The 26,165-nt window shown below is 64.1% G+C and carries 23 protein-coding genes and 1 pseudogene; 16 read left to right on the top strand and 8 right to left on the bottom strand.

All coding sequences use genetic code 11. From position 1 onward, the window contains the following. Positions 1-16 precede the first annotated feature (16 nt). The 13 genes from ACVWWN_RS24130 to ACVWWN_RS24070 all read left to right on the top strand — a co-directional run bounded on the left by ACVWWN_RS24130 (position 17) and on the right by ACVWWN_RS24070 (position 13,389). A complete protein-coding gene (locus tag ACVWWN_RS24130) occupies positions 17-1,093 on the top strand; it encodes an ABC transporter ATP-binding protein (RefSeq protein WP_457146105.1) in 1,077 nt (358 codons plus the stop codon). A gap of 27 nt (positions 1,094-1,120) precedes the next feature. Next, positions 1,121-2,248 (top strand): ABC transporter substrate-binding protein, encoded by a 1,128-nt coding sequence (locus tag ACVWWN_RS24125; RefSeq protein WP_457146104.1) that lies wholly within the window; start codon positions 1,121-1,123, stop codon positions 2,246-2,248. 1 nt (position 2,249) lies between these two features. Further along, entirely contained in the window at positions 2,250-3,176 is a 927-nt protein-coding gene (locus ACVWWN_RS24120; protein ID WP_457146103.1) for an ABC transporter permease, read from the top strand. Then, a complete protein-coding gene (locus ACVWWN_RS24115) occupies positions 3,169-4,038 on the top strand; it encodes an ABC transporter permease (protein WP_457146102.1) in 870 nt (289 codons plus the stop codon). Before ACVWWN_RS24120 ends, ACVWWN_RS24115 begins: the two co-directional genes overlap by 8 nt. A 10-nt stretch (positions 4,039-4,048) precedes the next feature. Then, the gene (locus tag ACVWWN_RS24110; protein WP_457146101.1) at positions 4,049-4,981 is read left to right on the top strand and encodes a sugar phosphate isomerase/epimerase family protein; all 933 of its coding nucleotides are present in this window, start codon (positions 4,049-4,051) and stop codon (positions 4,979-4,981) included. 13 nt (positions 4,982-4,994) lie between these two features. Continuing rightward, a complete protein-coding gene (locus tag ACVWWN_RS24105) occupies positions 4,995-6,137 on the top strand; it encodes a Gfo/Idh/MocA family protein (protein ID WP_457146100.1) in 1,143 nt (380 codons plus the stop codon). 13 nt (positions 6,138-6,150) lie between these two features. After that, entirely contained in the window at positions 6,151-7,092 is a 942-nt protein-coding gene (locus ACVWWN_RS24100) for a TIM barrel protein (protein WP_457146099.1), read from the top strand. Next, on the top strand, positions 7,089-8,030 hold the full coding sequence (locus ACVWWN_RS24095; RefSeq protein ID WP_457146098.1) for a Gfo/Idh/MocA family protein: 942 nt from the start codon (positions 7,089-7,091) through the stop codon (positions 8,028-8,030). The genes ACVWWN_RS24100 and ACVWWN_RS24095 overlap by 4 nt, the downstream gene beginning before the upstream one ends. Before the next feature lie 279 nt (positions 8,031-8,309). Beyond that, positions 8,310-8,585 carry a hypothetical protein gene (locus ACVWWN_RS24090; RefSeq protein ID WP_457146097.1) on the top strand — a complete coding sequence of 92 codons (276 nt, stop codon included), beginning with the start codon at positions 8,310-8,312 and terminating at the stop codon, positions 8,583-8,585. A gap of 103 nt (positions 8,586-8,688) precedes the next feature. Then, positions 8,689-9,996 carry a hypothetical protein gene (locus tag ACVWWN_RS24085; protein ID WP_457146096.1) on the top strand — a complete coding sequence of 436 codons (1,308 nt, stop codon included), beginning with the start codon at positions 8,689-8,691 and terminating at the stop codon, positions 9,994-9,996. Further along, positions 9,996-10,937 (top strand): glutamate ABC transporter substrate-binding protein, encoded by a 942-nt coding sequence (locus ACVWWN_RS24080; RefSeq protein WP_457146095.1) that lies wholly within the window; start codon positions 9,996-9,998, stop codon positions 10,935-10,937. The genes ACVWWN_RS24085 and ACVWWN_RS24080 overlap by 1 nt, the downstream gene beginning before the upstream one ends. Before the next feature lies 1 nt (position 10,938). Further along, positions 10,939-12,939, top strand: a complete 2,001-nt coding sequence (locus tag ACVWWN_RS24075; protein ID WP_457146094.1) for a tetratricopeptide repeat protein — start codon at positions 10,939-10,941, stop codon at positions 12,937-12,939. A 213-nt stretch (positions 12,940-13,152) separates the two neighbouring features. After that, positions 13,153-13,389 carry a hypothetical protein gene (locus ACVWWN_RS24070; protein WP_457146093.1) on the top strand — a complete coding sequence of 79 codons (237 nt, stop codon included), beginning with the start codon at positions 13,153-13,155 and terminating at the stop codon, positions 13,387-13,389. 1,033 nt (positions 13,390-14,422) lie between these two features. On the opposite strand, the gene ACVWWN_RS24065 is transcribed toward ACVWWN_RS24070, so the two are convergent. From ACVWWN_RS24065 to ACVWWN_RS24050, 4 genes and pseudogenes are all read right to left on the bottom strand, one after another. After that, entirely contained in the window at positions 14,423-14,746 is a 324-nt protein-coding gene (locus tag ACVWWN_RS24065) for a protease inhibitor I42 family protein (RefSeq protein WP_457146092.1), read from the bottom strand. Between the two features lie 84 nt (positions 14,747-14,830). After that, positions 14,831-15,649 carry a C1 family peptidase gene (locus tag ACVWWN_RS24060; protein ID WP_457146091.1) on the bottom strand — a complete coding sequence of 273 codons (819 nt, stop codon included), beginning with the start codon at positions 15,647-15,649 and terminating at the stop codon, positions 14,831-14,833. Positions 15,650-16,003: 354 nt separating this feature from the next. Continuing rightward, positions 16,004-17,779: pseudogene (locus tag ACVWWN_RS24055) on the bottom strand (ATP-binding protein); the annotation flags it as partial. A gap of 250 nt (positions 17,780-18,029) precedes the next feature. Continuing rightward, on the bottom strand, positions 18,030-18,623 hold the full coding sequence (locus tag ACVWWN_RS24050) for a cutinase family protein (RefSeq protein ID WP_457146090.1): 594 nt from the start codon (positions 18,621-18,623) through the stop codon (positions 18,030-18,032). Between the two features lie 566 nt (positions 18,624-19,189). On the opposite strand from ACVWWN_RS24050, the gene ACVWWN_RS24045 reads away from it, so the two are divergent. After that, positions 19,190-20,020, top strand: coding sequence for an MBL fold metallo-hydrolase (locus ACVWWN_RS24045; protein WP_457146089.1), 831 nt, complete (start codon positions 19,190-19,192; stop codon positions 20,018-20,020). A 173-nt stretch (positions 20,021-20,193) separates the two neighbouring features. Here ACVWWN_RS24045 and ACVWWN_RS24040 read toward each other — a convergent pair whose 3' ends face one another. After that, positions 20,194-20,478 (bottom strand): hypothetical protein, encoded by a 285-nt coding sequence (locus ACVWWN_RS24040; RefSeq protein WP_457146088.1) that lies wholly within the window; start codon positions 20,476-20,478, stop codon positions 20,194-20,196. Positions 20,479-20,736: 258 nt separating this feature from the next. Between ACVWWN_RS24040 and ACVWWN_RS24035 the strand changes: the two genes are divergently transcribed. Further along, positions 20,737-21,519 carry a DUF899 family protein gene (locus ACVWWN_RS24035; RefSeq protein WP_457146087.1) on the top strand — a complete coding sequence of 261 codons (783 nt, stop codon included), beginning with the start codon at positions 20,737-20,739 and terminating at the stop codon, positions 21,517-21,519. 5 nt (positions 21,520-21,524) lie between these two features. On the opposite strand, the gene ACVWWN_RS24030 is transcribed toward ACVWWN_RS24035, so the two are convergent. Further along, a complete protein-coding gene (locus ACVWWN_RS24030) occupies positions 21,525-22,913 on the bottom strand; it encodes an NAD(P)/FAD-dependent oxidoreductase (RefSeq protein ID WP_457146086.1) in 1,389 nt (462 codons plus the stop codon). Positions 22,914-23,360: 447 nt separating this feature from the next. Then, on the bottom strand, positions 23,361-23,705 hold the full coding sequence (locus tag ACVWWN_RS24025; RefSeq protein WP_457146085.1) for a helix-turn-helix domain-containing protein: 345 nt from the start codon (positions 23,703-23,705) through the stop codon (positions 23,361-23,363). A gap of 143 nt (positions 23,706-23,848) precedes the next feature. Here ACVWWN_RS24025 and ACVWWN_RS24020 point away from each other — a divergent pair, with 143 nt between their 5' ends. Next, positions 23,849-25,150: an aspartate aminotransferase family protein gene (locus ACVWWN_RS24020; protein WP_457149254.1), complete on the top strand. Its 1,302-nt coding sequence runs from the start codon at positions 23,849-23,851 to the stop codon at positions 25,148-25,150. Here the strand turns inward: ACVWWN_RS24020 and ACVWWN_RS24015 are convergent. Further along, positions 25,034-26,113 carry a LysR family transcriptional regulator gene (locus ACVWWN_RS24015; protein WP_457146084.1) on the bottom strand — a complete coding sequence of 360 codons (1,080 nt, stop codon included), beginning with the start codon at positions 26,111-26,113 and terminating at the stop codon, positions 25,034-25,036. The genes ACVWWN_RS24020 and ACVWWN_RS24015 overlap by 117 nt on opposite strands. Positions 26,114-26,165 lie beyond the last annotated feature (52 nt).

Below are 26,165 nucleotides of genomic sequence, written 5' to 3'. Positions count from 1 at the left end.
CCCGGTTGACGAACTCTTGGCAAAGCCCGCCGGGAGTACGGTCGAGCGTGCGAACGCGATCGAACTGCGGGGCGTGGGAAAGACTTACGGCGATGCGGTGGCGTTGCATCCCGTCGACCTGGATATCCTCGATGGGGAGTTCTTCTGCCTGTTGGGGCCATCGGGTTGCGGGAAGACGACAACGCTGAACATAATCGGCGGCTTTGTCCAGCCGTCGTCCGGTGTGGTCCGTATCGGCGGCGAGGATATGACGAAACGACCGCCGAACCGACGCCCTGTCAATACGGTCTTCCAGTCCTACGCGTTGTTCCCGCATCTGAATGTCGTCGAGAATGTGACCTTTGGGTTGCGGATGGCTCGGGTGCCCAAGGTCGAGCAGCACGACCGCGCACGCGAAGCCTTGGACCTGGTTGGCCTGGCAAGGTTCGCCGAGCGGCCGGTCAGCCAGCTTTCCGGCGGCCAGGCGCAACGCGTCGCCATTGCTCGCGCGCTGGTCAACAAACCCAGCGTTCTGCTCCTCGATGAACCGCTCGGTGCCCTGGACCTCAAACTGCGCAAGCGGCTGCAGACCGAGCTTTCCCTGATCCAGCGCCATGTCGGCACAACTTTCGTGTTCGTCACACACGATCAGGAAGAGGCGATGGCCCTCGCGGACCGTATCGTGATACTCAACGACGGCCGTATTGAGCAGATCGGAACTCCGGAGGAGATCTACCGCCAGCCTGCCAGCTTGTTCGCCGCCGACTTCATCGGCGAGTCGAACATCTTGCATGGCAAGAAGGACGGCGACACCTTCGTACTGGAAAACGGTGCCAGAGTGCCGATCTCAGCGCAGGCGCCCGCAGCCGTCACATCTCTGGTGATCAGGCCCGAAGCCCTGCAGATCGGCAGAGACGGATTCATCGGTGCACAAGTACTCTCGCGTGGATACCTCGGATCAACCACGCGCATGGTGCTTCGGCTGGAGAATTCGGAAGTGCAAGTAGTGCTGTCGTTGAATGACGACGACATACGGAATCTAGCCGAAATCGGCCTTGACACGGGTGAATTCGTGAAGCTGTCCTGGTCGAAGGAAGCAGCTCATCCTCTGTAGTGATCCACTAAGAGTCAGGAAATCGCCATGCCCGGAATCACTGAGATCAAGCTAGACCGCCGCTCGTTCGTCAGGGGAGCGCTGATGTTGGGTGCGGCAAGTCCGCTCCTGTTGTCATCGTGCTCTTCCGGGAGTGATTCATCCAGTGGGGGTGGGTCGGGGTCCGGCGGGGACGTCAACTGGCTTACCTGGTCGGACCACTATTCCAATGACCAGCTCGCCAAGGTTGCTTCGAGTACCAAGATCACTGGCCGCCCGAAGCTGTTCTCCGACAACGCCGATGCTTTCCTGCAGATCAAGCAGACCGGACCGCAGTTCGATATGGTCTCGGCGGATGCGCTGTGGGTCAAGAAGTATATGGAGAGCGGCCTGATCGAACCGTTCGACCTGGCTTCGATCCCGTCCAGCTCCGAGTTGTACTCGATGGCCAAAAACTTCGACTTCCTCAACGATCCGAAGGGTGCGCTCGGATACCCGTTCTCGTGGTCGACAGTGCAGATCTACTACAACCCGGACAAGATCAAGACCCCGCCGACATCATGGGAGTCGCTGACCGATCCGATGTACAAGGGCCTGATCGTCGCCGAGAACATCCCGACCGACCTGATGGCGATCGCAGGGATCGCCACCGGCTCCAAGTCTCCCTACGCGCAGACCCCCGAGCAGATCTCGTCCGCGTCCAATTTCTTGGGAGCCCTCAAACCCAACATGGTCAAGCTCGCTTCGCAAAATAATGAGATCGTGACGATGATGGCCAGTGGGGAAGCCGCCATCGGTATCTCGAACCTCGGTACCGACGTCCGCATCAAGGACGCTGGTGGCCCAGAGATCAAGTCGGCCTACCCGCCCGAAGGCACGATCGGCTTCATCGATTCGGAGATGATCAACGCCAAGGGTGCGAATAAACCGCTGGTCAAGCCATTCCTGGACGCGATGCAGAAATCCGAGTGGATCGTGGCGAACTTCACCACGAACTGGCGCCCGCTGTTCAACGAGGCGGCGGCCAAGGCTCTGACGAACGATCCAAAGACAGCCGACAACGCCAAGAGGCTCTTCATGGACAACCCGGAGAAGGCGTTGGCAATGACCCTCAAGGGACCGGCGCAGGACCAGCAGGCCTACACCGAGGCGTTCAACAAGGTCTTCGGGGCGTGACATGACCGTTGCCTCCACCGCCCGCGATGCGGGCGGGGGGCCGGGCGGGGCAGAACGTCAACGTGCTGATGTCAAGAAGGAGCGCCGAGACTGGCGTCAGTACGTTGGGTTTGCGCCGGCCGCAGTCCTTTTCGGAGTCTTCTTCATCGCTCCGTTGTGCCTGATCGTCGTCTATTCGTTTTGGGTCACCAAGAACTACGAGTTGGTCCCGGCGTTCACCAAGAACAACTACGCGACAATCATGGCGACCAGTACGTATGTGCGGACGTTCGGGAAGACGGTGCTGATGGCCTTCCTCGCCACGGTGACCGCGCTGGCATTGGCGTTTCCCTTTTGCTACTGGCTGGTGCGCTACGTGCCCAAGAGACTGCAGCGGGTGGGCCTTCTTCTTGTGGTCCTGCCGTTCTGGACCAGCTATCTGCTGCGGGTATATGCGTGGGTGGCGATTCTGGGTGACCACGGTGCGATCAACTCGTTGCTCAAGGCGCTTGGCCTCACCCACCAGCCGATTCGGCTGTTCCTGTACGACAACCCTGGCGTGTTCATCGTCCTGGTCTACCTGTACTTTCCGTTCGCGGCGCTCACGCTGTACGCGTCGCTGGAACGGTTCGATTGGCGGCTCCTGCACGCGGCTGTCGACCTCGGTGCAACGCCGATGCGGGCCATCGCCAACACCCTTCTGCCGCAGATGCGCCTGGCGATGGTGACGGCCGGAATCTTTGTGTTCATACCGATTCTGGGTGAGTACCTCGCGCCTGCGGCGATCGGCGGTACCAATGGCGTGATGATGGGAAACCTGGTCGCCAACTTCTTCTCGGGCTTCCTGCTTCCGCTCGGATCGGCGGCCAGCGTGCTGATTGCGCTGGTGATCCTCATCGTGCTGATCATCTTCCGGCGTAGCCTCGACACGAAGGATATCTATGTCTGACGATCTGCAGGCGGTGAATCCACGGGCCCGGCTGTTTCGAATCATTCTGTCGCTGTACGGCATCGGTATCTACATCTTCCTCTTCGCCCCGATAGCCGTGTTGATCCTGTTGTCGTTCAACTCATCCGCGGTCGTCGGTTTCCCGATGGCGGGCTTCACGACAGACTGGTATGCCCGGCTGTCGCACGATGCCGTCATTCTCGATGCGCTGGAAAAATCGCTCTTTGTCGCCTTCTGGGTAACCGTGCTCGCGACGCTCATCGGTAGCGCGGCGGCCTTTCCGCTGGTTCGCGCCAACATCAGAAATCGCGGCGGAGTGCGAGTTTTCATCACATTACCGATCATGATGCCGGGTCTACTCATCGGCGTGGCCATCTTGGTGCTGGCGACGAACGTTTTGCACATCCAGCCTTCGCTGCGGGTGGCGATCATCGGGCAGACCGTCCTGGCGACACCGTTCGTCATCCTGGTGGTGTCCTCTCGGCTGGAGGCGTTGGACCGCAATCTAGAGCGCGCCGCTGCCGACCTGGGGGCCGGCCCGCTGCAGCGACTCCTATTCGTGGTGCTCCCTCTGATATATCCCGGCATCATCGCCGGGGCGCTGCTAGCACTCACGCTCTCGTTGGATGAGTTCATCGTCACCAACTTCATCATCGGCGCAGATCAGACGCTGCCGATCTACATCTACAACCAGCTCAAGTTCGGCATCACGCCGGAGGTGAACGCCCTGGCGACATTGATGCTGGTCGGAACGCTGGCAGTGGCCGGCGTGACATTCGGAGCGCTGCGCCTGGTCAAGGTGCTGGCCTCGGTCACCAAGAAAACCAACCGATTGGAAGAACCCGCTAGTGCAGAAGTGTGACGTTTCGGTAGTGCTCGAGGCTTTCCTCGACCAATCTCTCGAGGAGATGCTGACGTGGCTGAATAACGAGGTACCAGAGATCACTGCAATCGAGGTCGGTGCTGGTGGCTATGCCCCGCATCCTCATCTGGATCCCGACGGACTGCTCGCCAATGCGCCGGCTCGACAGGCTTGGCTGGGCACACTCGAAGACCACGGCATCAGGCTGGACGCATTGAACGTGTGGGGCAATCCGCTGCATCCCGACAAGGCGATCGCCGACGACCACGACGCAGCGCTGCGGCGGGCGGTGCGGCTGGCAGGTGAGCTCGGTACCGAAACGATCGTGGCGATGTCGGGTGCTGCAGGGGGTGCCGCAGGAGACCGTGCTGCGGTGTTCGGCGCCGGGGGCTGGCTCCCGTATCTGGAGGGCGTGCACGACCGGCAGTGGGAGGAGTCCGTGGTTCCCTATTGGTCTGGGCTCTCGGAGTTCGCAGCCGAGGAGAACCCCGACGTCAAGATCTGCATCGAGCTGCACCCAGGCACGACCGTCTACAACGTGGAGACCTTCGAGAAGTTCATCACTCTCGGTGAGAACCTGTACGCCAACCTCGATCCCAGCCACTTCTTCTGGATGCAGATGGATGCCGACCGGGTCGTCGATCGGATCATGCCGCGCATCGGCCACGTACACGCCAAGGACGTGACCTTCAACGAAGATGCCCTCGGTCTCAATGGCCTGCTCGACCACCGGTGGCCCGCAAGTCCGGAGAGCATGCCTTGGAACTTCTCGGTTCCCGGCCATGGCAAGGACGCTGGATGGTGGCGCCAGTTCATCGCGCGCTTCGACGGCTCCGCGGTCCAGGCGTTCTCCATCGAGCACGAGGACCCGTTCGTCGACTCGAAGACCGGGGTCAAGGAAAGTGCAGTTCTGATCAAATCCGCGCTGGCCGCATCCCGCTAAGCGCCGCAACGGAATGCAGGAGGGAAACCCAATGACAGACCGGCTCAAGGTAGGTGTCGTCGGTGCCGGCGTAATAGCGCAGGTCATGCACCTGAATTATCTGCGCGAATTGTCCGACCGCTTCGAAATCATTGCACTATGCGATATCTCGCGCGAGAACGCCGTCAATAACGCCGAGCGGTACAACATCGGCACGACGTTCACTGACTGGAGGGAGATGCTCGACGACGCCGACATCGACGCCGTCTTCATTCTGACTTCGGGCAGTCATGCGCCGATCGCCATCGCGGCGGCGAAGGCGGGCAAGCACGTCCTGGTGGAGAAGCCTATGTGCTTCTCCGTGGCCGAAGGTCTGGAGATGAAGGCTGCCGCCGACGAGGCAGGGGTGACGTTGATGGTTGCATACCCCAAGCGCTACGACCCGGCATATGAGCGCTTCCGCGACGTCGCGGCGAATGTCGTGGAACCACGGCTCATGCGGGTCACCACATTCGAGTCGCCTTTCCTGCCCTACATCGGTCACTACGCACTGGCACCGGTCGCGCCGATCCCGAAGGATGCCATCGCGGACTTCACCGCGGAGACCCAGGCGAGCATCACCCGGGCAATTGGCGAGGCGAACCCGTTCCTGCGCGAGGAATATCACCTCGTTCTGCTCGACACGCTTGTCCACGAGCTCAACACCGTCCGTGGCGTACTCGGTGAACCGACGAGCTTGGAGTATGTCGACATGCAGAGCGGTCACTTGACGGTCTTCCTCAAGTTCGGCGAACTGTCGGTGGCGATCCATTGGATGGACTTGCCCGGCATCACCCGCTACGAAATGGAGTTCGCATTATATGGCCCGCAACAACGGGTGACCTTGAGCTTTCCCTCGCCGTTTCTTCGCAGTGCACCGGCGACCGTCGAGCTCATCGAGGGTGAAACAGGTACTGTCAAGTCGCGCAAAATTAGTGAAATAATCTCGTATGCAAGCGGTTTCAAGCTCGAGCTGGAAGCCTTTCACCACTGTGTAGTCACGGGGGAGGGGCCGGCCACGAGCGCCGAAGACGCAATTCACGACCTCGCGCTGTGCGAGGCCATCATCCGATTCGTTCAGGACCGGCGGCCGATAACAGATCCGAGCACGATCCCCGCGCTGGCGTCTGCCAACTAGAAAGAACACGAATATGAGCAACAGCAATGGAATCATTGTCGCCAACGCACCCGTCAGCTACGGCGCTTTCGAGGTGACAATCGGATTCGACCCGAATGTGCCGGATGGCGACGACATCCTGGACCAGGTCAGCGATGCGGGCTACGCGGGGATCGACCTCGGCCCGGTCGGCTACCTGGGCACTACCGAGGATCTGGGCGCCAAGCTTGCCAAACGTGGGCTGGGCCTTGCGGGTGCTTACCTGGAGTTGCCGTACGCGGACCCGGAATTGTTGGAGAAGACGCTTCCCGAACTCGACGCGATGCTCGACATCTTCGATTCGATCAAACCCCTGGGGCTCGGCCCCGACCCACGTCCGACGCTGGCGGACCTCGGCGTCGGCGATGGCGCCGATTTCCGTCGCAACAACCCGGGCTCGGGCGCGCGGAACCCCGCAAGCGGATACACCGACGAGCAGTGGGCAGAGTTTGCGAGAGGGATGGCCGTTGTGGTTGATCGGTGCCGCTCGCGTGGCTACCAACCGGTGTTCCACAACGAGACGGGCACCTTTGTCGAGGCCCCCGCCGAGGTCGGCAGGATGCTGGAGATTTCGGAAATCGGCCTCTGCATGGACGCCGGCCATTTCCTGGTCGGCGGTGGCGATCCCGTCGAGTACGTCAAGAAGTGGGGTAACCGGATCGACCACGTGCACATCAAAACCGCGGACCTGCCCCGGTTCCAGGAGGTCGTGGACCAGGGCTTGCCGACCAACGCGATTTGGGAGCGCGAAGTCTTCCCCAAGCTGGGTGAAGGCGCGCTCGACGTCGATGCGTTCTTGGCGGCATTGCGCCAGATCGATTACGCCGGTTGGCTCGTGGTCGAGCAGGACATCTTCCCGACCACAGCGGAGCGTTTCGCGCGCGCAGCCGCCGACCAACGGGCGAACCGTGAATTCCTGAAGGCACGTGGCCTGTGAGCGCACCTTTTCGGTTCGGTTTGATCGGTGGCGGTCGAATGGGCCGTACCCACTTGCGGAGTTTGAAAGGTTCGACGGAAGTGGCGGTCGTGGCAGCGGCCGAGCCGATTGAGGCGGCGGCGGCGCCGCTTCGCGAGCAGAGTCTGTTGGTGTATCCGACGGCTGAGGAGATGTTCGCCGATTCGGAACTCGACGGCGTTCTGGTCGCCGTGCCGACCCCCCAACACATCGACACCACCCGCAAGGCTCTCGACGCCGGCCTTCCGGTTCTGTGCGAGAAGCCGTTCGGCCTGGTGCCCGACGAGGCGAGGGCGGCAGGCACACTTGCGAGCCGACTGGGACTGGCCCTGCAAATCGCATACTGGCGGCGATTCGTGCCGCAGCTGTCGACCCTTCGCAATGATCTGGCCGAGGGGAAGTACGGCGATGTTCACTTCCTTGTGTGCTCACAGTGGGACGAGGCTCCGCCACCCCTGAGTTTCCGGCGCGACAGCGGCGGGATTTACATCGACATGGGCGTCCACGAGATCGACCAAACGCTGTGGCTGCTCGGCCAGGATTTCACCGATGTCAAAACACAGGTGTTCCCGACCACCGAAGACCCGGGGGCCCAGAACGACGTGGACAGCGCTCAAGCGTTGGTGATGCTTTCGGGCGGCACATCAACCGTGGTGTCTCTCGGCCGGTTCTACGAGGGTGGCGACATCGTCAGCGTCGAGCTTTATGGATCCAGGGGTCACACCCGTTTCGACGTGGTCTCGCCGGAAACCGGGGAGGGACCGCAACTTCATGCGCTCAAACTGCAGGCAGAGGCCTTCGGGCGGCACGTGCGCGGAGCTTCGCAAGAAGGTACGACAGCTGAGGATGCCGCTCGCGTGCTGGAGCTCGCCCATCGTCTGACCGAAGCCGCCGGTATCGCGGTGCTCCGGGTCTCCTGAATTTGGTAGGTGCCGGAGGTGTCGTTCTCAGCAACTGCGGGGATCGCACTGTTTCGTGCAGCGTGCCAAGAATGGGCCAAGATTGGCGCGAGCAGTACCTGACATACGTCGGTGCTCCGAGTCGGCTTATCCCAGCTCACTCGCGGATCCCCCTGGTCGGCATGCCGACGCTGTTCGAAAAACTCGCTGAGAAGTCTCTCAGCGACGCTGGCCGACACTGGTCTCTGTCAAGAGACCGTGAGTTGACCGTGAGGGTCGATTCAGATGCTGGGAGCCCGCATGACGCATCACGTTGTTCCGGGGACTGGCGGAATCGGAACCACGGCACTGTCAGCGGCGCTACTGGGTACCGGAGTGGCCGGCGCCGGTGACTACGACGGCCTGACGTACGGCAATGCCGCCGCAGCGATCGAAGAGTCCGGCGGGATGCCGATCACCGGCCGAGTCACGCCGCCTGCCGATTCAGGCGAAATGGGCCCAGCGGGCCGCTCGAAGCCATTATCTGGGGCGATCGAAGATGTTTCCTGGGGGGTTGCAGTGCGAACGGAATACTGAGTCGGACAACCTCGCCCGCTTTGTGTGTCCGAGGGCTACCGTGCGATCAAGCGGCGTTGGATCGAGGTCGGTCCGGGCCCAGCGTGCGACGAGGTGATGTCGAGTGCACAGTGGTGAGCTGGCGCGCCAGCGGACGCACACACTCGACGAGTCCGTGCTCATCGATTCGGAGGAGTCAGACCGGCCGATCGTCGACTTCTTCAGAGCCACGCCGGGCCGGATGGTGCTGATGGCCGTTGTCCTGGTAACGGCGCTGCTCGCCGTCGGCGCCACCGCGTCGAAGACTGCTTTTGACCGGCAGGGTCAGTTGGACACCCTGCGATCGCACACCGAACCGCTGGCTGATGCCGCACAACGCATCTACGGGGCTCTCTCGTTTGCCAACACAACCGCAGCCACCGCATTCCTGTCCGGCGGCGCCGAACCGCACGACGTCCGTGATCGCTACGACGCCGCCATCGGACAGGCGTCCGCCGGCCTGGTCACCGCATCGAACGGCGTGTCGCCCAGCGATATTCCCTCGCTGACGCTGCTGACCGACATCTCCAACCAATTGGCGGTGTACACCGGGATCGTGGCCACCGCCCGGGCCAACAACCGCGCCGGCCGTCCGATCGGAGTCGCATATCTCAGCGACTCGTCGGCGTTGATGCAGCACGACATCTTGCCGTCCGCGGAACGGTTGTACGCGACTCAATCCGACGCCGTCGTCACGTCGGAACGCTCCGTCGGTCCATCCCGTGTCGTGATAGCGGCGGCCGTCCTCGTGCTGGTGTTGCTGGTGCTCTCGCAGGTGGCGCTGGCTCGGCGCAGCCGTCGCCGGCTCAACCCCGGTCTGGCGCTGGCATCGGTGCTGATGGCGGTGCTGGTGGTCTGGTTGACAGTGGCCGGACTGGTGTCGACACATGCCGCCACCAATGCGCGCATGCACGGAGGTGAGCCGCTGGACGCCGCGGTGAGCGCACGGATCTTCGCTCAGCAGGCCAGGGCGGATGAAATCCTCGGACTGCTCAAACGGGGGTCGGACGCCCTGTCCGACATCAGATTCGATGAGCGGACCGCACAGATAGGGTGGCTGCTGGACAAGCACCGGGTCGAGGGGGCGGCGGACGCGCTGACCGGCTGGGTCGGCTCCCATGACGAGATCCGACGGAAGCTGGCCGGCGGCGAATACAGCGGCGCCGTGGCGATCGCGCGAGATGACGGGCCGCAACATTCCACGGCGCAGTTCACCCGGTTGGACACGGCATTACGGGACGACATCGCGCTACTGCGCGACCGGCAGCGCGCCGGGATCACCCAGGCCTACACCGCGCTGAACCTTCTTCCTTTCGGCGCGGTGGCCATCTGTGTGCTGGCGGCACTGGCGGTGGCCGCCGGCATCGCGCCACGACTGAGCGAGTACCACTGATGCGCACCATCGCAGCTGCCCTGCTCCTGGCGTCGCTGCTGGGCGCCGGCTGCTCCAAGGTGCAACCGCTGACCGAGGTGTCCGCCTCACTCACCACACTGCCACTGCCTAGCGGCGCCGCCGTGGTACCGTCCGCATCCGGCGCGGCGGTCGAAAGTTGCGATGCCACAGCCAGTTTGCGGCCATTCGCCGCAGGTGGCCCGAACGTGGACGAGATCCGGCGCCGTGGCAGACTGATTGTAGGTGTGGACCAGAGCACCAACCTGTTCAGCTTCCGCGATCCGATATCTGGCGAGTTGCAGGGCTTCAACGTCGACATCGCCCGCGAGATCGCTCGGGATCTGGTGGGCGATGCCGCCAAAGTGGACTTCCGTCTGGTGTCGGACCCGGAGCGCATCGAGGCGGTGCAGAACCAGACCGTCGATATCCTCGCCAAGGCGACAACGATCACCTGCGCACGCGCCGAGCTGATCGCCTTCTCCACGGTGTACTTCCAAGCGAGCCAACGACTGCTGGTACCCAAGGATTCGCCGGTGCGGGGGCCTGAGGACCTGGCCGGCAAACGGGTCTGCTCAGGGATGGGCACCACATCGCTGGCCACCGTGGCCCGGGTCGCCCCAACGGCAACCCTTCTCGCCGTGCAGAACATGGACGACTGCCTGATCGCTCTTCAACAGGGTCAGGCTGACGCCTTCAGTACGGATGACTCGATCCTGGCTGGCATGGCGGTGCAGGATCCCAACCTTCATATCGTCGGGCCGAGTCTGGAGGCCGAACCGTACGGTATCGGCGTCAACAAGTCCCAGGACGATGTGGTCCGCGCGGTCAACGCCAGTCTGCAACGGATCCGACGCGACGGGACGTGGCTGTCGCTGTATCGGAAGTGGCTCACCATGCTCGGTCCGTCGCAGGGCCCGCCGGAACCGAAGTATCGGGATTGACATGGCTCGAGACGAGGGAACGCGCGCGGTCCTGGTGACTGCATCAGGGCCGGTCAAGGTCGAGACCACCCGCCCGCGGCTCCGCACCGGGCGGCGGCGCATCGGCGACGGCCTGGTCGAGATTCCGATTCGCGAGGACATCGAGCCTGCCAGTGCGATCCTCACCAATCCGGTGCTGGCCGAATCGAAACGGGACTGCAGCAGCTGCGGGCAGCCGGTTGGGCGAAGTGTTGCCGGCCGGCCAGGGGCCAGCGAAGGGGTGTGCCCGCACTGCGGCACGTTGTTCTCATTCTCACCACAGTTGGCGAACGGCGAGTTGGTGGCCGATCAGTACGAGGTTCAAGGCTGCATCGCGCACGGCGGCGTCGGCTGGATCTATCTGGCGATCGACCGCAACGTGAGCGATCGGTGGGTGGTACTCAAGGGTCTGCTCCAGCCGGGCGGACAGCAGGCGCAGGCGATCGCCGTCGCTGAACGCCAATTCCTCGCGATGGTGAACCATCCCGGCATCGTGAAGATCTACAACTTTGTCGAACACCCGGGTTTCGACGGTCGCCCTGTCGGCTACATCGTGATGGAGTACATAGGCGGCACCACGCTGCAGACGATCCTGGCCAAGCAGCTAGCGGAAACGCCCGATGGCGAACCCAAGCCAATGATGCCGGTGGAGCAGGCGCTCGGGTACGTGCTCGAGGCGATGCCGGCGCTTTCTTACCTGCACTCGCTCGGCTTGGTCTACAACGATCTCAAGCCCGAAAACATCATGCTCACCGAGGACAACGTCCAGTTGATCGACATGGGAGCCGTCTCGGGCATCGGAGACTTCGGATACATATACGGCACCAAGGGATTTCAGGCCCCCGAGATCGTGCGGACCGGTCCGACGGTCGCGACCGACATCTACACCGTCGGCCGAACGCTCGCGAAGATGACCGTCGACATACCCGAGGATTCCTACGCTGAGACCTTGCCCGAACCCGACGGCGTGCCCCTGTTCCAACGGTATGAATCGTTTTACCAATTGCTGGCGCGCGCGACAAACACCGCGCCGGCGCAGCGGTTCTCGTCCGCAGAAGAGATGGCGACCCAGTGCAAGGGAGTGCTGCGTGAAGTTCTCGCCGAGCAGACCGGGGTGCCGCGCCCAGGGGCGTCGGTGCTCTTTACCATGCACGGCTCGGAGTTCGGTGCCGACCTGGCGCCGCAGCGTACCGACGTGTTGGTTGACGGCCGCCCTCGTACCGTGCGGCTGAGCGCACGCGATGTCGCCTGTGCACTGCCGACCCTGGCCCCGACCGAGGATCGGGAAAGCGATTGGCAGATGGACTGGGACGATGGGGTCTCCGCGCTGGGTTCGGGAAATCTGCGGGCAGCACTGAAGTGTTTCCACCGGGTAGTTGCCGCAGTACCCGGCGAAGCCGCGCCGAAGATGGCATCGGCGGCCACGGCCGAGTTGATGCTCGAAATGGAAGGCTCACTGAGTGCCGGACGATTGCGGCGGTCATGCGAGCGGTACTACCGGACGCTATGGCACACAGACCATTCATTGGTGAGCGCGGCGTTCGGCTTGGCTCGTCAACTCGCCGCTTGCGGCGATCGGCCCGGCGCGATCGATGTACTCGACCAGGTTCCGGTGACCTCGCGCCACTACGGCGATGCTCAGCTGACGTCGGTGTTGATGCGGGTCGATGGACGTGCCATCGCAGAGATCACCGAGGCCGACGTACGCGATGCGGCGAAGCGCGTCGGCCGGTTGCCTGAGACCGAGCCGCGCGTGCTGCAGATGCGTGCGCTCGTACTGGGCACCGCCCTGGACTGGCTTCAATCCGGCGCGACACCCGCCAACGCCAGTGACCCGATCCTCGGCCAGGCGTTCGACCAAGGGCGTTTGCGCATGGGTATCGAGGAAGCGCTTCGGGAACTCGCGCGCCACTCGCCGCGGCGGCGCCATCGCTACACCCTGGTCGACCTGGCCAATTCGATCAGGCCGCCGAGCTGGATGTGAGCCAACTCCTCGCCGTTGGGCTCCAGTTCTGGGCTTTCGACGTGGTGGCCAGGCTCCCGCATCCATCCGGGCAGCGGAGCCGCTTACGGGAGAAGGCATGCCGCGGGCCTCACTCTTGGCGCCACACTGATTGGAGTAGTGCCATACTCGCGACTTCTCTCCGCCGGGACCCACACTGGGGGCGGCTACGAACGCCAATCGCAGCAGCTGGCGATGTCCCTCTTCCCGAGTGGAGCTAACGATGGCATTCCTGCCCGACTCAACTCGATCGACCTCGGGCGATTCCTCGACGAGCTGGGCCACGCCCCCGACGTCGAGGGGACCGCGAAGAACGCGGCAGCTGCCAGAACCGCGCTGGACGACATCGTGCTTGACAACTACGCATCACCCACACGGCAGGGTGAGTTCGGCTCGCCGACCTTGCCATCTACTTTCCTGCGGGTCATCTGATGTACCACCTCGATCCCGACCATGATGCGTACCGGCCCACAAACTCATCACACTCGGTGCAATTCGTCGACAATGAACAATGGCCCGTCCTGGTCCACGCCCATATGACCTGGCTGTCCTACCCAGAGTAGTGAATGCCTGATCTCCCGGAAAGCCCAAAACATGCCGCGCTCCACAATGAGACGTGGCCATCCAATCGCGAGTCACATTGCGGGATATAGTCATTCGAATCAGCCATGGTGGGCGCGCGAGCCCAATGGCCGGATGGATCTCAAACGTTGCCGTCATGACGCACACTCCCAGAATGCGTGAAGACCCCCGCGTCGCCAAGCGGTCTTCGCCGGCTTGGAAACGGTGCGCACTGACTGCCGTTCTGCGGTGCGCATCACTACCCCCTTCGCGTTTACCCGCTAGGTCAGCGGAACTTCGAGGCGGTACCGCTCGAACAGCCCTTGGCCGAAATCGACTTCGATCTCGCGGGTTGCCACCAACACCGCCTGATCGCCGTCGAAGGCATACCCGACCTCGGTGGTGCCCGGGGACGATGCACTGCGCCGGCTCCATCGGGCTTCTCGGTAGGCCGTTCACTGAAGGGATTGACGTCGGCCGATCGGTCGAGAACAAGTGTGGGACCGTCACCGTCGGCTGCGTGCAGAGGTTTCGGCGCCGGTGGGACAACCGGGTTCTCCACTGGAGCGCCTGCCGAACCCTCGACTTTTCGGCTGTGCGTATTGCTGTCTTCCGTGCAGTCATTTCGTCCCCTCATCGGGACAATGGAATCTCCTTTTGATGACCCCCCGACTCGGGGCGTAGGCATGGGATAGACGAGAACGTAGAGTAGAGCACTACTCCAATTACCGTTGATCACATTGGTTGTTACTGCGCGACTCATTAGCGGAATTGGCTGATCGCGCAAGGCGTCCCGGTCGCGGGCATAAACCCTTATAAGGATTCTTTGCGCGTTTATCGCGGTATTGATAGCGGACTCGCCCCGTAAAAAGAAAGATGGCGGGCGGCGAATATGATGCACCCCTCAGCCGGGCACCACTTCCACCTCGACGGTGAACCGCTTCAGGGTGGCATCGGCGCCTTCCCAGGGCCTGCGGTAGTTGAGCCGCACAGTGCCGATTCCCTGGCCGCGTACCGTGATCCGGACGCAAGCCTGCCCGCCCGCGCCGATGGTCTGCCCGGGATATTCGGCGCTCGCGCCCGCCACGCCGAACAGGGAGCTGTCGAGGTCATCCACCGACCAGCGGTAGCCGGTGCTGGCGTTTTCGGGCAGGAAGATCTCGATCGTGTCCCCGACACGAACCCGAATCCGACCGCCATCCTCGCGTTCGGTGAGGGCTACCGTCATCGTCCTCCGATCGGATCCGAGCGGAACGTCACCGCCGGACCCTAAGGGGCCGGACCTGACTGCCGGGGCATCCCCGCCGGTGGATCACACGGTGACGCCGTAACTTTCGTTGAAGAACGCCGCCTTGATGTAGTCCTCACCGGCATAGGCGAAACCGCTGTCGCCCCAGGCAGTGCCCCAACTGTTGCGCACGATGAACCGGTCGTCGTCGGTGTAACCGACGACTGTGACCGCGTGTCCGCCACGGACGGTGTTCGGTTGGAACTCGTCGAGCTTGCCGCCGGTCGAGGTCGCCTCGTCCCACGTTTTGTCGACGTTGAGGCCGACCAGGATCGGGCCGTGCTGTATCAGCCAGGTGCGCCAGTTGGCGAGGTCGAGCTGCAGGTTGAAGTAGCCGGCGATCTTGTTCGTCGCCGCGGTGGCGTAGAAGGCGTTCTCGCTGCCTGTGTACATCGCCGTGTCGAGCTTGAACGGCAGCAGCGTGTCAGGCACCGCACCATAGAGGCGCAACACGTCAACAGCGGCCTTCAGCGTCGTGCCGGCGCCTTCGATCATGGTTTCGGGCCGCGCCCGAAACTCGTCGGTCTCCTTGCACGCCATCCAGGTAAAGCGCGGTGACAGCTTGGTCTTCTGCGCCAACCCTTTGAACGTCACCAACACGTACCGGGCGACTCCTTCAGTCGATGCCCAGCCCACGCAGGAGCCGGTGTTGCCCTGGTCGCCGACGGTCCACCACGCCTTGCGCAGATCGACGCTCGACGGCAGTGCGCGCTGCGCGCCCAGCACGCCCGCTTCGAGCGCATCGGCGAATCGCCAATCGGTTCTGGTGCTCGGCTCGGGCGTGGGCACGAGGTTACAGATGCGCTCTTGCTGCGGACGCTTCCGCGTTGTCGTCTTCCCCATGATCAATCCCCTTTGGCTGTTGTCGTCTTCCCCATGATCAATCCCCTTTGGCTGGAACGCGTCCGATAACGCGCCCTCGTGTGAATCGTGAGCCGGAAGGTGACGTTTGGCGCGAGTAGCGCACTACTCGAATTTCAGTTCCTCAGCGCAATCGGATCGCGGACCCGGTCGGTCAATATGGAGCGGATATCAACACCGAACGACAGTTTCAGGATATCGACGGACTGAGGCTCGCAACCTTTGTCAAAGCACTGCGAAACGACAACGTGGATTTCGTTCGACGCCGTACGGGCTTTCCGCAGCCGTCGATCAGCGAGGTGAGTTTCGCCGTGTCGGCGATCGACCAGGCGCGTACAGCGACGACTCGAGGCGCAATGTGTCCTCGGCGGCGGCGTGTGCGCGGCTCCAAGCGAACGCGGCCCGCAGATTATCGATGTCGGTATCAATTTGCTCGATGCGCTGTTGGTGCACGGTCGGCTCGTCGAGGGTTGCCGCCTTGGCGGTGTAGTGGTCGCGGTGGCGGTCGCGTATTGCATCGGCCTCATCGGACTCGCCGAGTTTTTCCAGCGCGTATTGGCGCAGGGTCTCGGTCAGCCGGTACCGCGTTCGACCGCTGGCGTTTTCGGCCACAACGAGCGATTTGTCGACGAGCAGGGTCAGCAGGTCGAGGACTTGGTGACGGTGCAGCCCGTTGGCGCCGGCGACCGCCTGGGTGGCGTCGAAGTCGAATCGACCCATGAACACCGCCAGCCGGCGGAACAGAACCCGCTCGGGCTCGGTCAGCAGCGCGTGCGACCAGTCGACCGATGCGCGCAGGGTCTGCTGGCGGGGCAGGGCGGTACGAGCTCCGCCGGTCAGCAAACGGAACCGGTCATGGAGGCTGTCGAGAATCTCGGCCAGCGAAAGGGCCCGCACCCGCGCCGCCGCGAGTTCAAGAGCCAACGGCATGCCATCGAGTCGCCGGCAGATCTCTGCCACGACGGCAGCGTTGTCGCGGGTGATGGGGAAGTTGGGTCGAGCGCGGCGCGCGCGGTCGGTGAACAACGCGATCGCGTCGTCGGCAAGCGACAGCGGCGGCACGCGCCACGTCACCTCGCCTGGTACCCCGATCGGCTCGCGGCTGGTCGCCAATACCGTCAGTCTGGGGCATGCGCGCAGCAGTGCCGTCGTCAGCGCGGCGGTGGCGTCGAGGAGGTGCTCGCAATTGTCCAGCACCATCAGCATGTGCTGGTTGCTGATGAATCGGAGCAGGGTCTCACTAGTGGAGCGGCCCGGCTGGTCCGGCACACGAAGCGCACGTACGGCGGTGACCGCCACGAGCCCGGGGTCGATGATCGGCGCCAGGTCGACGTAAACGCCAGCACTGAACTGTGCTGCCATCTGGGTCGCGACGTGCACGGCCAGCCGGGTCTTCCCGATGCCGCCCTCACCGGTCAGCGTCAGCAACCGGTTCTCGGACACCAGACCGCACACTTCGGTCATCTGCGCGTCGCGACCGACGAAACTCGTCAGCTGCACGGGAAGGTGCTGTGCCACACCGACCGCCGACGTCCGCAGCGGCGGGAAGTCGTTATGCAGGTCGGGATGGCAGAGCTGGACGACACGCTCGGGCCGGGGCAGATCGCGAAGCGGCTGGGCGCCCAGGTCGGTGAGCCACGCGCCAATGGGCAGCATGTCGATCACGACGTCGGCTGTGGTGCCAGACAAGACGGTCTGCCCCCCGTGCGCCAGGTCGCGTAGTCGCGCGGTGCGGTTGATGGTAGGACCCATGTAGTTGTTCGCGTCGCGCAGTTGTACCTCTCCGGTGTGCAGTCCGATGCGCAACAGAATGGGCGACAGCGGTGCTCGCTGTAATGCCAGCGCACATGCCACCGCATCGGAGGCGCGGGCAAAGGCCACCACAAAGCTGTCGCCCTCGCCCTGCTCGACCGGGCGCACCCCGCGATGGGCACGGACCAGGTCTGCGAGGATCCGATCCAGCTGCGCCACCGCGGCGGTCATATTTTCGGGACGAGCCTGCCACAGCCGCGTCGAGCCCTGGACGTCAGCCAAAAGCAACGTCACCGTTCCCGCCGGCAAGGGGCCATTCACACGCTGATCGCTCCAGTCCAGCCGATTGATCGTGGTCATGCCGGCCAGCACGGCTCAATCGCACGGCTGCACAGCATCATCGCACACACGTCCCCGCTACGTGATCGGCGAGAAGCTATTGGTTGTCACCCGCTGTGAAGCGCGTCGACGATGATCGGGCTGGCGTCGCCGTGGGCGGCGGACCACCCCCGCGCACCTCCGAAGGCGCTTGACCCTTGCGAGCCCGTTGCGGCGGCGGTCAGCAGCTGGATCTACACAAGACCCGCGACAACCGCCGCGGCCTGGTCCGTCAGCCCCGGAAGTATTCGTGATGCGCATTGATATCGTTGCCGCCGCCGCAGAGCGGGTCGCCGGCATGGCACAAATCGATCGTCTTGGGCCCGTACGCCCCGGCGAGTCCATTCAGCGGACCGGAGGTCCTGGTCAGCGGGTTGCCGAACACCGCAACGGCCGCCACATGGTCAACGGCCGCGGGGGGTAGCGGATTGGTGGGGCCGGTGCCGGAAAGAATGTCCAGTCCTGGCAGTGGAACGGGTACGCCTGGTATGTCGGGCAAGGAGGGAAGGCCGGCTGGTACCCCGGGAACGGCTGGTATGGCAGGAACGCTCGGTACGGGACCCACGAGAAAATCGACGACGGCCGCGCCCTCCGGGAAGCCACCAAGCACTAACCAGGTGTCCGGACAATTGGCGATCATGTAGTTGACATGGTTCGTCGCGTCGGCGACGCCGTCGGATACGCCGAGAAAGTTGGTCGTGGCGGCGTAATTGACTCCGTACACCGCAACTGACCTATCACCGACCCTCGATCGCAACGAGTCGACAAAGGCATCGCCCAGTGGGCCTGGACCTGGGGCATCTCCGAGACCGCGCGCGAACGTCACATCGATATCGGGCACAGTTCCGCTGCGGCGGACGGAATAGCGATGGGTGCGACTCACATCGCGCCGGCCGCCAGCACGGCGGCACAAAACCCATTGACGATCAGTTGCGATCGCGCCACGTCCATCTTCATTTGCCGATGGTAGGCCGCACGAGCCCTCCTTGGGCACGATTTGCGGTACGGTTCGAATCCGGCATGGCAGGCCACACAGTAGGTCGCCACTAGCGGCGGCTCAGCGGTGAGCCAAAGCTACGCTCGGCCGGAAGCTGTCGGCAGGGCTGTACGGGTCGATTCGCTGAAATGCTTGTGTCACAACCGCACTGGGCCGGGCGAAGGCCTCAAGTTTGCAGGCGCGTAGGAATCGCTTGGGTGGTCTGCGGGGCGCGGCCGTGTCGGACGTGGTAGTGGCACGGATCTGCTGGCCGGCGGGTGAAGGTTTCGGGTCAGTCGCTGAATGCCTGTCGGGTTGTTTCGGTGCGGGGGTCGTTGATCTGCTGAGGCAAAGCGCATGTTCAAAGGCGACCGCTGGGATGCATAGCCGAACTCGCAGCGGGTATCTCCGCCACCATGTCGAGTTCATCAGGGTCACCGGGCGCGGTTACCGTCACATTCATCGGCAACGCGACGACGCTCATCTCCACCGGAGACGTCACCTTGCTCACCGATCCGAACTTTTTGCACCAGGACCAATACGCCTACCTCGGCTACGGACTGGTGTCCAAGCGGCTTCACGAGCCGGCGCTCCGCGTGCAGCAACTTCCAGCGATCGATGCGGTCATTCTGTCGCATATGCACGGTGACCACTGGGATCGGGTGACGCAGAACCATCTCGATCACGCCGTGCCGGTGCTGACCACTCACCACGCTGCCAAGCGATTGCGTCGTCGTGGATTCGCAAAGGCGAGCGGCATGTCGACGTGGCAGTCGCACATTCTGACCGGTGCCAGGTCCCGCGTCGTCGTCACCGCACTCCCGGGCCGCCATGCACCGCTGTGGACGCGGCGCTTGCTGCCACCGGTGATGGGCACGATGTTGGAGATGGGACCCGTCGATGGGGGCGTCGAAACACGTGTCTACATCTCCGGGGACACCTTGTTGATCGACGAATTAGGTGACATACCGGGTCGTTTCGAGGCGATTCACGCCGGTGTGCTGCACCTGGGCGGGACTCGGCTTCCCGCTGGGGCCCGCCTACCCTTCGGGCTCACCGTGACGATGGACGGCCGCCAGGGCGCCACTGCCGTGGACCTGCTGAGCTTACCGAAGGTCATACCGGTGCACTTCAACGATTACGGCGTGTTCGCGTCACCTCTCGGCGACTTTGAGCAAGAGATGGCGCATCGCGGTTGGTCTGATCGGATCGTCCAACTTCAACGCGGCGCCTGCACGACGGTGTAAGGCCACGTCGGTGCCAGAGCGGTACGCCGGGATCGCGTCGATCCGGCACCGCTTTGTCTCCGTCTGCATGGGTGGACTCGGGAATCTGCTCATGTCAATGCCTTTGGCTGATGCCAGCGCTGCTATCGGTAGATCGGTACCGGTCATGGCGCCGATACCGACGGCGGTGCCGGTCACCAAGGTATTCGCCCGCAGGCCAAGGGCCCTGGCCAGTCCGCGCACGCCCCCACGTCGACGCCCGTGGCGATACCGGACAACGGGTCGAGTCCGGCGAGGCGATTCTGCCGGGCCTGGTCATTTCCTGGAATCCCGACTCCCGATTTGTCGGCTATCTTCTCGACGACGTCTTCGGGCGTGCTGCTCATCGGTCGCGACCGCACCGCCATGTCCAGATAGGTCACCGCGTTCAGCGCAGTGGTACCGGCGGCGCCCCTGCTCAACGCTTGCCAGAAATTCATTCGGCTCGTCTTCCCGCTGCACAGAGGGTCAAACAGGAAGCACCAGCACACTTTCCGTGATCGCTCCGTTGTTCGTTTGAACGGGATGACGACGTGGCGACCATTAATTCACCGCGTGGGCAATGTGTGACTAGCCAGGCGCGAGTGCATCGGGGTCTGGCTGCTCGCCGCGATGAGTTCGGGCCGAGACGTGGGTCTGTTCTGGTGTCATAGGACGTCATACGACGTTGCCCGTCACGAGACACCGCGGAGGACACCATGACGACCACGCCAAGTGACCCGATCAACACGCTTCCCGGCCGCCCGCCCATAGTCGACCTAGCCACCTGGCAGGTCGCCCGGGACGAGCTTCTGGTCCGCGAGAAGGCCCACACCCGCGCGGGCGACGCCCTCGCCGCGGCTCGCCGCCGGCTGCCTATGGTCGAATTCGACGGAACAGTCGAGGTCGTCGGGCCCGCCGGCCCTGTCCCGTTCCTCGACCTGTTCCAAGGCCACGACGAGCTCGTGGTCTACAAGCACATGTGGTACGACGGCGCGCCGCACCAGGGCCAGTGCGAGGGCTGCACCACCACGGCATGGCACCTCAAGGATGCCGTCTACCTCAACGCGCGTGGCGTTTCGTACGCCAACCTGACCACGGGCCGCTGGGACGAGGTGGCCGCCTACGTCGAGTTCATGGGCTACACCCAGCCGTGGTACTCGGTGCGCGACGTAGCCGAGCCGGTAGGCGGCGCGATGGGTTTCCTCACCTGCTTCCTGCGCGACGGCGACCGGGCGTTCCTCACCTACTCCACGACCGGCCGCGGCAACGAGCCGGTCAACGGGTCCATGGGGCTGCTCGACATGACGCCCTACGGCCGCGGCGAGGCGTGGGAGGACAACCCCGCCGGCTGGCCAGAAGGACACCACTCGTGCTGGTCCTGGCGTTCGGACGCGGAGGGGAACCCGACCTGGGGTCCGACCAGCCGCCCCGTGCCGCAGTGGACCCGCCCCGGCGCGACCCCGGTGGAGACCCTCGGCCGGCGCGGCGAACCGAGCTGAAACTCTCAACCACCCGAGCCGTTGCCCGACGGCGGATGACCGTCCGTCGGCGTATGAGCGGTCAGCGACTTGACGGGACCGCACGCCGACCAGGTGTAGGGCTCCTCATATGTGGTGGGGCGGCCGAGCATGAACGTGCGGTCGGTACGCCGCGCGCGGGCGATCGTCCCCAGCCAGGTCGCGACGGTGCTGATCCTGTTCTGCACGCCGGTGAGGAAGGCGATGTGGATCAAACCCCAAGCCAGCCAACCGGAGAAGCCGGCCAGCCGCACGGGTCCGACCTGAAGGACCGCATGGCCGCGGCTGATATAGGCAGCCGAGCCGACATCCCGGTAGCGGTAGTGCTTACGCGGCCTGCCGGCGACGTCGTGACGGATGCAGGCTGCGGCGTGCAGACCGCCCTGCATCGCGTTCTCGGCCACCCCGGGCAACTTGTCGCGGCCGACGAGATCGCCGACGACGAACACATTCGGGTGTCCAGGCACCGACAGGTCCGCTTCGACCGCGATGCGGCCGGCCCGGTCCGACGTCGCGCCCAGCACCTCCGCGACGTGCCGCGCGAACGGCACGGCCTCTACGCCTGCCGTCCACAGCACCGTCCGCGCCGCGTACTCCTGGCTGCCGCCGCCCGCCTTGGGTGTCACGGTGATGCCGTCGCGACGGACATCGGTGACATGCACGCCCATGTGCAGCTCGACGCCCAGCCGCTCCAGGATTTTGGCGGCCTTGGCGGACAAGGCCGGTGCGAAACCGGCCAGTACGCATTCACCGCCGTCGAACAGCAGCACGCGTGCCTCTTCGGGCTGGATGCTGTGGAATTCGTTGGCCAGCGCCCGGGTCGCCATTTCCCGGATCTGGCCGCCCAGTTCCACCCCGGTCGGTCCACCGCCCGCGATGGCGAAGGTCAGCCAGCCGTCGCGCTCCGGGCCGGGGGCCAGCGTCTCGGCGATCTCGAAGGCGGCGTAGAGACGACGGCGGATGCTCAGCGCATCATCGAGGGTCTTCATCCCCGGCGCCCATTTGGCAAATTCCTCGTGGCCTAGATACGACTGACGCATCCCCGCGGCGAGCACGAGGAAGTCGTATTCGAGCACAAACGTGGATTCGTCGGGGCGACGCGCGGTGACGCGGCGGGCGTCGGCGTCAAGGTCGATCGCTTCGCCGAGCAGGGTGGTGACGTTGCGGTGCCGCGCCAACTCCTCCCGCAGGGAGCGACTGATCTGTCCGATGCTGAGCGTCCCGGTCGCGCACTGGTACAAGAGAGGCTGAAAGACATGGCAGGCGGCGCGGTCCAGCAGGGTGACATCGACGTCGACGTCTTCAAGGCGGCGCGCGCAGAACAGACCGCCGAATCCGCCCCCGACGATCAGCACCTTCAAGCGATCGTTGCTCATCGTTTCGAGGTTAACCCCACACGGCCCGCGCGTACGCAGGGCGCAGGAGTTCTCATCGTCGTCGGCGGTCATGCAGGGGGCCGTGTCGTCCCCGCCGCCCTCTGGGTCAAGGGATTGGGCCCACACGTCAGCCGGTTCTTCCACGGGGCCCGGTCGGCCATTCGCGTCCCGTCGGGTGACATCGTCGCCCGAGGATTCTTTCGCACAAGAGGGGACAGGTTTGATGGCCGCGCCGGCGGCATCCCGGGCGGTGACGTGGTATCGAATTGTGCTACTTGGGTTTTACTGGTCCCCCGAGGCACCCGTTGGTGGCCTCCCGGATGGCACGATCGATCAGCCCCAAGGCTTCCTCGGGGGCAACGTCGCGTTTGTCGACGATTGCCTGACTGACTTCTTCATCGACGACGCGGAAGGCGCCGGTGACGGCCGCGGCGCAGAGTCGGACCGTCAGGTCGGCTCCATCTCGTCGTGCACCATCAGGTACGACGTGCGCAGCGCCGCGTCCGACAGCGACCGGGTGGCGATGCACCATCGTGCTGATCGGTCGTCGACATCCGTCGGCGTCAGCGGGTGTTCGATGACTTCGGCGGCGATGTGCTCGCCCAGTGAGAGCCCCGGCGGCCACCGATCCATCACGGCGATGAAGCAGGGCGCCGACTTCGCGAGCACCGGCTCGACGCAGCTCTCCTTCGACCGGAAGTACCGCCAGATCGTTCGCGTGGAAGCTCCTGCGGCAGAAGCGATTCGTCGCCACTGGTCGCCGCGACACCCTTCTCCCAGAACAGCCCACACGCATGCCGGGACACCTCGAGGCGCGCCCCGGCCTGCTGCTCGTGCGTGTGTGTGGTCGTCACCCCTCTCGATTGCCTGGCACTTAGTGACAGCACTACTGTCACCAAGTGACAGGGGCTGTCAAGCGAAGAGGGGTCACCGAGTTGAACGTCGATCAGTTCTGGCGCGATGCCGACCAGCACATCGTTCGGTACGGATCGTCATTCGTCCCGCGAATCATCAAGCGGGCCAACGGGAGCTACGTCTACGACCAGGACGGGGCCGCGATCCTGGATTTCACATCCGGGCAGATGAGTTCCGTGCTGGGACACTCGCATCCCGACGTCGTGTCGACGGTGGCGACGGCCGTCGCGACACTCGACCACCTCTACAGCGGCATGCTCAGCGTTCCGGTGGTGAACCTCGCGAAAGCGCTCTCTGCCACGCTGCCTGCGCATCTGAGCAAGGTCCTGCTGCTGACCACCGGAGCGGAGTCGAACGAGGCGGCCATCAAGATGGCCAAGCTCTACACCGGCCGCTACGAGATCGTCTCCTTCGACCGGTCGTGGCACGGGATGACGTCAGGCGCGGCGTCGGCGACCTTCAGCGCAGGGCGGCGAGGCTACGGACCGCCGATGCCGGGAAATCTGACGCTGCCGACGCCGAATGCCTACCGGTCGCCGTTCCGCCACTCCGACGGAACCTATGACTGGATGTCCGAACTGGAATACGGGTTCGCCACGATCGACGCGCAGTCCAGCGGAAGCCTCGCTGCCTGTCTGGTCGAGCCGATCCTGTCATCGGGCGGGATCATCGAACCGCCGGAAGGGTACCTGCGCCGGCTCAAGGAGTTGTGCGTCCAGCGCGGCATGCTGCTGATTGTCGACGAGGCGCAGACGGGCGTGGGTCGCACCGGAGCGATGTATGCCTTCGAGCGGGATCGCATCGAACCGGACCTGCTCACCCTGTCGAAGACGCTGGGCGCGGGTCTGCCGGTCGCCGCCGTCGTCACCAGCGAGGAGATCGAAAGAACCTGCTACGAAAGGGGATTCCTGTTCTTCACCACCCATGTGTCGGACCCGCTGGCCGCGGCCGTGGCGCTGACGGTGTTGACCGTGGTCGACCGGGACGGTTTGGTCGAGCAGGCGGCCCGTCTCGGCAAGCAACTCACGGAGCGACTCCTCGACATGCAGGATCGCTACGGACAGGTCGGTGACGTCCGCGGCAGGGGCCTGTTGCAAGGGATCGAACTGGTATCCGACAAAACGAGCAAGACGCCCGCCGACAGCCTGGGAGCCAGGGTCACCGCCGCCTGCCTGGAGCGCGGTCTGCACATGAACATCGTCCAGTTACCCGGCATGGGCGGCATCTTCCGCATCGCTCCGCCCCTGACCATCAGCGACTCTGAGCTCGACGCGGGGCTGGACATCCTCGACGACGCGCTGGCGAGCGTGCTGGCGCGCTGATGAAGCCGAGAGCGCCGACTCGTGAATCGGACCGCCCAGTGGCGACGACAACGTTTCGGGAACGGTGGCGAGCGCGGCCACGACCCGTGCGGTGTTGATGAATTCGCGGACCAACTGGGAGTCGACGTCGGTGCGCCACGCGATCGACAACGATGTCGGTGGAATGTCGGTGACCGGAACGAAGGCCAAACCCGGTCGGCTGTAGAAGCGCCGGGTCGACGCCTGAGAGAACGCCACCCCGCGTTGAGACAGTATCGCCTCGAAACACTCGTCCACCGTGGCCGCTTCGGCGCCCAGCCGCACCCGCTCGCCCTGTCGCGATTCGGCGGCAAGCCAGAAGTTGCGCCACTCCTCTGGCGCCTTGCGTGCCACGAAGTACTCATTGGTCAGCTGCTCCACGCTGACTTTCGACTTTCCGGCCAGCGGCGAACTTGACGACACGACAAGCACTCTCGGCTCCACGAACAGAGTCTCGAGTCCCAACCAGTCCTTCACGACCAATGGCGGCCGGACGAACGCCACGTCCGAGGAGCCGTCTGCCAGCCCAACATAGGGATCGGTGAAATCGAACCCCTGCATCTGCACGTGTACATCGGCGAACTGGGATTGAAAGGCGCTGAGGATCTGCGGCGTCAGCTCCGCCGCGGCGTTGGCCTGAAATCCGACAACAAGCTTGCGCCTGCCGGACCCGTGCGCGGCCGCCCGGGTGATCCCGACGATGCGTTCCGCATCGCGTAGCAATCGTCGGCTTTCCTCGAGCAGCACCTGGCCGGCCGGGGTGAGCTCTACCTGTCTGGTACTGCGCAGGAAGAGCAGAGCGCCAAGAGTGTGTTCGAGTTTGCGAATCTGAACCGACAGCGACGGTTGGGCGATGTGCAACCGGGCGGCGGCACGGCAGAAATGCAGCTCCTCGGCGACCGCGACGAAATACGTCAGCAGTCGCAGATCGAGCTGCGGGAGCATCCTTCGAGGCTAGGGGAGCCGGTACGCCGTGACAATGACATTTAGGCATCGC

It is taken from the genome of Mycobacterium sp. URHB0021, assembly GCF_054057895.1.
Note: the sequence above shows the minus strand (reverse complement) of the source record. Positions and strands in the feature narration are given on the sequence as shown.